This is a genomic window from Pseudomonas sp. 43NM1 (assembly GCF_002836905.1).
Lineage (GTDB): Bacteria > Pseudomonadota > Gammaproteobacteria > Pseudomonadales > Pseudomonadaceae > Aquipseudomonas > Aquipseudomonas prosekii.
Window position 1 is genome coordinate 1 of the sequence record NZ_MKGS01000050.1, and the last position, 8975, is coordinate 8975.

Annotated in this window: 9 protein-coding genes; all 9 read left to right on the plus strand. The window is 61.5% G+C overall.

Annotation, left to right across the window (positions count from 1 at the left end):
* Positions 1-167: 167 nt before the first annotated feature.
* Complete coding sequence (locus BI292_RS06815) at positions 168-1055, plus strand: Dyp-type peroxidase (RefSeq protein ID WP_101207416.1); 888 nt, start codon at positions 168-170, stop codon at positions 1053-1055.
* Positions 1056-1071: 16 nt separating this feature from the next.
* Positions 1072-2037: a Gfo/Idh/MocA family protein gene (locus tag BI292_RS06820; RefSeq protein ID WP_101207417.1), complete on the plus strand. Its 966-nt coding sequence runs from the start codon at positions 1072-1074 to the stop codon at positions 2035-2037.
* Positions 2038-2427: 390 nt separating this feature from the next.
* Positions 2428-3180, plus strand: a complete 753-nt coding sequence (locus tag BI292_RS06825) for a GntR family transcriptional regulator (RefSeq protein WP_092280652.1) — start codon at positions 2428-2430, stop codon at positions 3178-3180.
* A 17-nt stretch (positions 3181-3197) separates the two neighbouring features.
* Positions 3198-4928, plus strand: a complete 1731-nt coding sequence (locus BI292_RS06830; RefSeq protein WP_092281745.1) for a fumarate reductase/succinate dehydrogenase flavoprotein subunit — start codon at positions 3198-3200, stop codon at positions 4926-4928.
* Between the two features lie 25 nt (positions 4929-4953).
* Positions 4954-5199, plus strand: coding sequence for a ferredoxin family protein (locus BI292_RS06835; protein WP_007946457.1), 246 nt, complete (start codon positions 4954-4956; stop codon positions 5197-5199).
* Positions 5200-5435: 236 nt separating this feature from the next.
* Positions 5436-6854 (plus strand): ABC transporter substrate-binding protein, encoded by a 1419-nt coding sequence (locus BI292_RS06840; RefSeq protein ID WP_178076539.1) that lies wholly within the window; start codon positions 5436-5438, stop codon positions 6852-6854.
* A 137-nt stretch (positions 6855-6991) separates the two neighbouring features.
* Complete coding sequence (locus BI292_RS06845) at positions 6992-7774, plus strand: ABC transporter permease (protein WP_101207418.1); 783 nt, start codon at positions 6992-6994, stop codon at positions 7772-7774.
* A complete protein-coding gene (locus BI292_RS06850; RefSeq protein ID WP_101207419.1) occupies positions 7774-8622 on the plus strand; it encodes an ABC transporter ATP-binding protein in 849 nt (282 codons plus the stop codon). The genes BI292_RS06845 and BI292_RS06850 overlap by 1 nt, the downstream gene beginning before the upstream one ends.
* Positions 8619-8975 (plus strand): HEAT repeat domain-containing protein (locus BI292_RS06855; RefSeq protein WP_178076540.1); only part of this gene is annotated, 357 nt, incomplete at its 3' end. The genes BI292_RS06850 and BI292_RS06855, both read left to right, overlap by 4 nt.

Below are 8975 nucleotides of genomic sequence, written 5' to 3' on the forward strand. Positions count from 1 at the left end.
CCCCAAATCCCCTGTAGGAGTGAGCCTGCTCGCGATGAGGCCATCCCAGCCACATCAATACCCAGTGACCCACCACCATCACGAGCAACCCCACCTCCTGCAAAGGCTTTGTTGCCCTTGATCGCCCCGCAACGGTTAAACTTCGCGCTTCTTTCAAAGGAGCTCATATGAGTCACTACCAGCCGGGCATTCTCGCCACCCCTGTTCCGCCTCACGCCCGTCATATGTTCTTCGCTCTCGAATCCGCCGCCGCGCTGCCGGCCGCGCTTGATCACCTGATTCAACTGGTCGACGGCAAGTGCGCCGTGGTCGGTTTTGGCGAGTCGCTGGTGCACGCCCTGCACGCGCAAATCGACGGTCTGCGGGTGTTCCCGGCGATGACCGGGGTTGGCGTCGATAACCCGTCGACCCAACACGCGCTGTGGTGCTGGTTGCATGGCGAGGATCGCGGTGAGCTGCTCAATCGCAGCACGGCGTTCGAAGCCGCGCTGGCCCCGGCATTTCGTCTGGTGCAGATGAACGAAACCTTCCGCCACCGTACCGGCCACGACCTGACCGGCTACGAAGACGGCACGGAAAACCCCCACGACGAAGCCGCCGTCGCTGCAGCACTGGTCGGCGAGGGCGCTGACGGTCTGGTCGGTGGCAGCTTCGCCGCGATCCAGCAATGGCAGCACGACCTCAAAGGTTTCCACGCCATGTCGTCCCAGGTGAAGGACGACATCATGGGCCGCCGTCTCAGCGATAACGAAGAACTCGACGACGCGCCAATCTCCGCCCACGTCAAACGCACCGCCCAGGAAAGCTTCGCCCCGGAAGCCTTCGTGGTGCGCCGTTCGATGCCGTGGATCGACGGCGAGCGCGCCGGTTTGATGTTCCTCGCGTTCGGTTTTTCCCTCGATGCTTTCGAAGCGCAACTGCGGCGCATGAGCGGTCTGGAGGACGGCATTACCGACGGTTTGTACCGCATCAGCCGGCCGATCACTGGCGGCTACTACTGGTGCCCGCCGCTGCAGGACGGCCACCTCGACCTGCGCGCATTGCGCATCGGCTGACAATCAAGGAGTGACTATGAACGTGGTGCGTTGGGGCATGATCGGTTGTGGCAGCGTCGCTGAGCGTAAAAGCGGCCCGGCCTTCTACAAGGCGCCCGGCTCGGCGCTGGTGGCGGTGATGGGCCGGCGACTCGACGCGGTCAGCGATTACGCTGCGCGTCACGGCATCGCCCGGGTCTACACCGACGCGCAAGCGTTGATCGACGACCCAGAGGTCGACGCGGTGTACATCGCCACGCCTCCCGACAGCCATCATGCATACGCTTTGATGGTCGCCGCCGCCGGCAAACATTGCTGCGTGGAAAAACCGATGTCGCTCAACGCCGGGCAAAGTCGGGCGATGCAGCAGGTGTTCAGCGATGCCGGTTTGCACCTGTTCGTTTCCTACTATCGCCGCTCGTTGCCGCGCTTCCAGCAAGTGCGGCAGTGGCTGGAGGAGGGCCGCATCGGTGAGGTTCGACACCTGACCTGGACCCTGACCAAAGCGCCTTCGCCGACCGACCTGACTGGCGCCGACAACTGGCGTACCGACCCGACGATTGCCGGTGGCGGCTACTTCGCCGACCTCGCCAGCCATGGTTTCGACCTGTTCCAGTACCTGCTCGGCGACATCCGCGAAGTCGCCGGTTTCACCGCGCGCCAGGCGGGTTTGTATGCGGCGGAAGATGCGGTCAGTGCCACTTGGCGCTTCGCGTCTGGCGCGACGGGCATGGGTTGCTGGAACTTCGTCGCCGACCGGCGCGAGGACCGCGTCGAGCTGATTGGCAGCAAGGGCCGGATCACTTTCTCCGTGTTCGACGAACACCCCGTGCAGCTTGCAGCCGATGAAAACCTCAGCCTGAATATCGAGAATCACCAACACATCCAGTGGCACCACGTGCTTGGTATGAATGCGCATATCCGCGGCGAATCGCAACACCCGGCACTGGCTGCGGAGGCGCTGAAAACCGATTGGGTAATGGACCAAATCCTCAACCGCTAGCCCCCCACCCCTGTAGCAGCTGCCGAGCACCGCGAGGCTGCGTCCGGCGGCGCAGCCGTCGTAAACTCTGCATGCACGGTGCCCCTGACGCACCCCATTGGCTGATTTGACGACGGCTTCGCCGCCGGACGCAGCCTCGCGGTGCTCGGCAGCTGCTACAGAGGGATCGTTTTTGCGTTCGGCGGCGCAGCCGTCGTAAACCCTGCATGCACCCCATTGGCTGATTTGACGACGGCTTCGCCGCCGGACGCAGCCTCGCGGTGCTCGGCAGTTGCTACATGAAGGGTTCGTTTTTGCTGCGAATCTAACCTTATGCTCAAACAGTATTTCTCAAGCGACGGCACACTTCTCTAAGATCACGTCATAACTCGTTATAACAAGTGATCTGCGATGACCGATAACGTACTTTCCCTAAGCAGCGTTCCGCTGCACACCCAACTGCGCGACGTGTTGCGTGCGCGCATTCTCGATGGCGAATACCCGCAAGACAGCCAGATGCCGTCCGAAAGCGAGCTCGGCGCGCTGTTCAAAGTCAGCCGCATTACGGTGCGCCAGGCGCTCGGCGATCTGCAAAAAGAAGGGCTGATCTTCAAGATCCACGGCAAAGGCACCTTCGTCGCCAAACCGAAAACCTTTCAAAACGTCAGCACCCTGCAAGGCCTCGCCGAGTCGATGACCGGTCGCGGCTACGAGGTGATCAACCGCCTGCGCAGCTTCAAATTCATTGCCGCCGACAAACTCGTCGCCGAGCGTCTGCAAGTCGCCGAAGGGGAAACCGTCGCGCAGATCAAACGCGTGCGGCTGATCAACCGCGAGCCGATCTCGCTGGAAATCACCTACCTGCCGCAGGCCATCGGCGAGCGGTTGGAGAAGGCTGATCTGGTCACTCGCGACATCTTCCTGATCCTCGAAAACGACTGTGGTCTGGCGCTCGGGCATGCCGATCTGGCGATTGACGCTGTGCTTGCAGACAGCGACCTGACCCAGGCGCTGAACGTCGAAGCCGGCTCGCCGATCATGCGCATCGAGCGCTTGACCCACGACGCCGACGGCCGCCCCGTGGACTTCGAACACCTTTATTACCGTGGCGATGCCTTCCAGTACCGCTTGCGGATCGACCGGCAAAAAGGGGATCAGGCATGACCCACAGTTCCAGCTCCATGAATAGAAAGACGCTCGAACAGGAATACGACATCGTCGTGATCGGCGGCGGCACCGCGGGCCCGATGGCGGCGATCAAAGCCAAGGAACGCAACCGCGATCTGCGTGTGCTGCTGATCGACAAAGCCAACGTCAAGCGCAGCGGTGCGATCAGCATGGGCATGGACGGCTTGAACAACGCGATCATTCCCGGGCATTCGACGCCGGAGCAATACACCAAGGAAATCACCATCGCCAATGACGGTATCGTCAACCAGGCTGCGGTCTACGCCTATGCGACCCACAGCTTCGAAACCATCGAGCAGTTGGACCGCTGGGGCGTAAAATTCGAGAAGGACGAAACCGGCGATTACGCGGTGAAAAAAGTCCACCACATGGGCGCCTACGTGTTGCCGATGCCGGAAGGGCACGACATCAAGAAAGTGCTTTATCGCCAGTTGAAACGGGCGCGCGTGAGCATCACTAATCGCGTCGTTTGCACGCGTTTGCTGACGGACGAAGAGGGCGCGGTCAACGGTCTGATGGGCTTCGATTGCCGCACCGCCGACTTCCATGTGATCAAGGCCAAAGCGGTGATCCTCGCCTGTGGCGCCGCCGGGCGCCTGGGTCTGCCGTCCTCGGGCTACCTGATGGGCACCTATGAAAACCCGACCAATGCCGGCGACGGCTACGCGATGGCGTACCACGCCGGGGCCGAACTGGCGAACCTCGAGTGTTTTCAGATCAATCCGCTGATCAAGGATTACAACGGCCCGGCCTGCGCCTACGTTACCGGTCCATTGGGCGGCTACACCGCCAATAACAAGGGCGAACGCTTTATCGAATGTGACTACTGGAGCGGCCAGATGATGTGGGAGTTCCACCAGGAACTCGAAAGCGGCAACGGTCCGGTATTCCTCAAACTCGACCACCTGGCCGAGGAAACCATCCAGAACATCGAGGAGATTCTGCACAGCAACGAGCGCCCGAGTCGCGGCCAGTTTCACGCTAATCGCGGCACCGACTACCGCACGCAAATGGTCGAAATGCACATCTCCGAAATCGGTTTTTGCAGCGGACATTCGGCCTCGGGCGTATGGGTCAACGAGCGTGCCGAGACCTCGGTGAAGGGGTTGTACTCGGCCGGCGACATGGCGGCGGTGCCGCACAATTACATGCTTGGCGCGTTTACCTATGGCTGGTTTGCCGGAACCAACGCGGCGGATTTCGTCGCCGGGCGCGAATTTTCAGCGGTGAATGCCGAGCAAATCGAAACGGAAAAACAGCGGGTCTACGCGCCGCTGGATCGCGAACACGGTCTGCCGCCAGCGCAAGTCGAGTACAAGCTGCGGCGCTTTGTGAACGATTACCTGCAACCGCCGAAAGTCACCAAGAAGATGCAAATCGGCCTGCAGCGCTTCAGCGATATCCAGCGCGATCTCGATCAGATCAAGGCGCACAACCCCCACGAGCTGATGCGCGCGATGGAAGTCAGCATGATCCGCGACTGCGCCGAAATGGCCGCGCGTGCCTCGCTGTTCCGCGCCGAAAGTCGCTGGGGGCTTTACCACTATCGCGTCGATCACCCGCAACGCAACGACAGTGACTGGTTCTGCCATTGCCATTTGAAGAAGGGCGACGACGGCCAGATGACCAGCTTCAAGAAAGCCGTCGAGCCTTACATCATCCCGCTCGATGCCGAAGAAATGCAGGCCTACGACCGGCTGCGCGTCGGCGCGTTTGCGGCCTGACGATCAATCAAAGAGAGTCCGAACCATGGCCTATCAACCCCAGGAAATCTTCTTCCGCTCCAACGCGCCGGTCACGGTCGACGAGGATCTTTGCATCGCCCACAAAGGCTGCACCGTGTGCGTGGACGTCTGCCCGATGGACCTGTTGGCAATCAATCCGGCCACGCAAAAGGCCTACATGGCGTTCGACGAATGCTGGTACTGCATGCCCTGTGAAAAGGACTGCCCGACCGGCGCGGTGAAAGTGGAAATCCCGTACCTCTTGCGCTGATTCACAGGGAGCCATCGCGAGCAAGCTCGCTCCCACAGTGGATCGAAGCCAGCCGAAAATCCTGCCAACACCACAAAACCTGTGGGAGCGAGCTTGCTCGCGATGAGGCCGGCCCTGACAACAAAAGAGCCATCCGGCAACCACCGGACGCCAGATTCAAAACACCCCTCGTTTCCCACCGCGCCCTGATCGTGGCGGAGACGAACATCCTATAAATGATTCGAGGGGCAAAATTCATGTCTTTGCAAACATTGCTGCGTGCAGGATTCGCCGGTCTGCTACTGGCTACATTCACCGTGTCGGCCTCGGCCGAAACCATCCGCATCGCCATCGGCACCCAGGACACCACTATCAACTGCGCCGCGGGTGGGCTGTTGATCCGCGAACTCGGTTTGCTCGACAAATACTTACCCCACGACGGCCCATACAAAGACGCCAAATACGAGGTGGAGTGGAAGAATTTCACCAGCGGTGCACCGCTGACCAACGAAATGGTCGCCGGCAAACTCGACTTCGGCGCCATGGCCGATTTCCCCGGCGCGTTCAACGGCGTCGCGTTCGAAACCGCCGGCAAGCACAGCCTGTTTATCAGCGTGCTGTCGGGCAGCATCAAGGGCAGCGGCAACGGCATCGTGGTGCCGAGCGCATCGAGCGTGCAGTCGCTGGCGGAGCTCAAAGGCAAAACCATTTCCGTGCCGTTCGCCTCCACCGCCCACGGCATGTTGCTGCGCGCGGTCGCGGCGCAAGGCTGGGATCCGCTCAAGGATGTGAACATCATCGCGCAGCCGCCGGAAGTCGCCGGTTCCGCGTTGCAGGCTGGCAAGATCGACGCCCACGCGGACTTCGTGCCGTTCGCCGAACTGTTCCCGAGCCGGGGTTTCGCTCGCAAGATTTACGACGGTTCCCAGGCCAATGCGCCGACATTTCATGGCGCATTGGTCGATCAGGCGTATGCGAAAAAGTACCCGGAAATCGTCGTCGCTTATTTGCGCGCGAGCATTGAAGCCAATCAATTGCTCAGCGCCGAGCCGGAGAAATACAGCGAGTTGATCGCCAAAGTCACCGGGGTTGATGCCGAGGTCAATTACCTGTTCTACGGCCCGTTGGGCGTACAAACCCGCGACCTGAGCTGGAAACCGGAATACCGCCAGGCGGTCGGCACGGCGATCGATACGCTGAAGTTGCTGAAGAAGGCTGATCGCGGTCTCGACCTCAACACGTTTATCGATGACCAGTACATCCGCGCCGCGTTCAAGGCCTCGAATCTCGACTACAGCGCGCAACTGGCGAACTACGCGCCGACACCGATCAACGGCGTGGATGCCGCGACCGGCAAAGCCATCACCGACGTCAGCCATGTTGCTGAAATCTGGGTGCGCGGCGAGCCGAAAGTGCGCCAGTACGCCTCGGCGGAAGCGGCGTTCAGCGCGTTGGCCGGGTTGAAATCGCAAGGCAAAAACATCCGCGCGGTGTATGCGCAGGCGAGTGACAGCGGGATCAAATTGCTGGCGGATCAGGCGTGGTTTGCCAGCGATGCCAAGGGCCGACTCAGCGCATTTCTGCTCAAGGGCCAGGCTCAGCAATTCGCCACGGCCCAGGGCGGCAAAGTGCTCGACTTCACCGACGCCACCACCCAGGCCGTTGCCACTCGCTAACCCCAACACACCGCAATTCCCCTGTGGGAGCGAGCCTGCTCGCGATGGGGGTGGATCAGCCAACAAAAATGCTGAATGTCAGACCGCAATCGCGAGCAGGCTCGCTCCCACAGTGATCTCGGTTGAGAGGAAGATCTATGTCACGATCCATAACACGCTGGATTCCAAGGGCCGCTTCGCTGCTGCTCTGCCTGCTGTTTTGGCAATTCGCTGCCGACGGTCGCTGGAACCTCGGCCTGGTGACCTTCGCCAATGTGCCGACGCCGCTAGCCGTGGTCGATGCCGCGCTTGGCCTCGGCGACTCCGGCAAACTGGCGCAGCACCTGAGCAGCAGCCTCAGCCGGGTATTTGCCGGTTACCTCGCGGCGCTGATCATCGGCATCGCTTTGGGCCTGGCCATCGGCCGTTCGAAATGGGCCGAAGACCTGCTGTTGCCGCCACTCGAAGTGCTGCGGCCGATTCCGGCAGTCGCCTGGATTCCGCTGGCGATCTTGATGTTTCCGTCGTCGGAACTGTCGATGGTGTTCATCACCTTCACCGGCGCGCTGTTCCCGATCCTGCTCAACACCGTGCACGGCGTCGAAGGCGTTGATCCACGCCTGATCGCCTCGGCCAGAAGCCTCGGGGCAGGGCGCCGGGCGATCCTGCTGGAAGTGATCCTGCCGGGCGCTGCGCCAAGCATCATCACCGGCCTCGCCATCGGCATGGGCACCTCGTGGTTTTGCCTGGTGACCGCCGAAATGATCTCCGGCCAGTACGGCATCGGCTATTACACCTGGGAGTCCTACACCATCCAGAACTACGCCGACATCGTCGTCGGCATGTTGCTGATCGGCGTACTCGGGATGGGCAGCAGCCTGCTGATCAAACGCCTCGGCGGGCTGTTCACGCCTTGGCATCGACCACGAGGAAAAGCCTGATGAGCGTTTTGCAGCAGCCAGAAGGGCGCATCGATATCGCCCAATTGTCGATCAGCCTCGGTGAGGGCCGTGCCGCGTTCGAAGCCGTGCAAGGTCTGGATTGTCAGATCGAGCCGGGGCAATTCGTGTGCATTCTCGGCCCGTCCGGTTGCGGTAAATCGACCTTGCTCGGTGCCTTGGCCGGGCATCTGCAACCGCGTGTCGGCACCCTTAATGTCGACGGCGCGCCGATCCTCGGCCCGTCGCCGCAGCGCGGCATGGTGTTCCAGCATCACACACTGTTCCCGTGGCGCACGGTCCGCGACAACGTCGCTTTTGGCCTGAAAATGCGCGGCGTCGGCAAGGCTGAACGGCACACAGCGGCCGATGAGATCCTCGCGCTGGTCGGCCTCGAAGGCTTTGCCGAACGCTGGCCGGATCAGCTCTCCGGCGGCATGCAGCAACGCGTGGAAATTGCCCGCGTGCTGATCAATCGTCCGCGCCTGTTGCTGATGGACGAGCCGTTCGGCGCGCTCGACGCCCTGACGCGGCTGAACATGCAAGCGCTGCTGCTGGACATCTGGACGCGGATCCGCACCACCGTGGTGTTCGTCACCCATGACATCGACGAGGCGCTGTTCCTCGCCGATCGTCTGCTGGTGATGAGCTCGCGGCCCGGGCGAATCATCGAAGACCTGCGCCTCGACTTCCCGCGACCGCGCACCACCGAGCTGGTCACCAGCCACCCATTTTCACGCTTGAAGCGTCACTGCCTCGAGCTTCTGCGTCACGAGGACGGTCGGCAATTGCCACGCCTGAATCCCCTCGGACTTCCCCAAGAAAACAAACTGCCGCGATTTGCCCTATGACCTCATTATTTGAAACAACCGAAAACCACGACATTCTTGCCCTGCAACCGCGCCTGACCGATGACGATCCCGGTGTGCGGCGCATTGCGCTGATTGAATTGGCTGACCTTGAAGAGCCGGAGGGCCTGCTCTGGCTGGTTGATCGACTGGCCCGGGACCCGACCGAAGAAGTCCGCGCCGAAGCCGCGCGATTGCTCGAAGCCTGGGAGGATGAGCCGGTGGTTGAGGCGCTGTGCCGGGCGCTGACTGATCCGTCATTGGCCGTGCAATCTGCCGCTGCGCAGAGTTTGAGCCTGCTTAAAAGCGCAGCGGCCGGACGGGTGATTCTGCCGTGGACCGCGCATGCCGATATC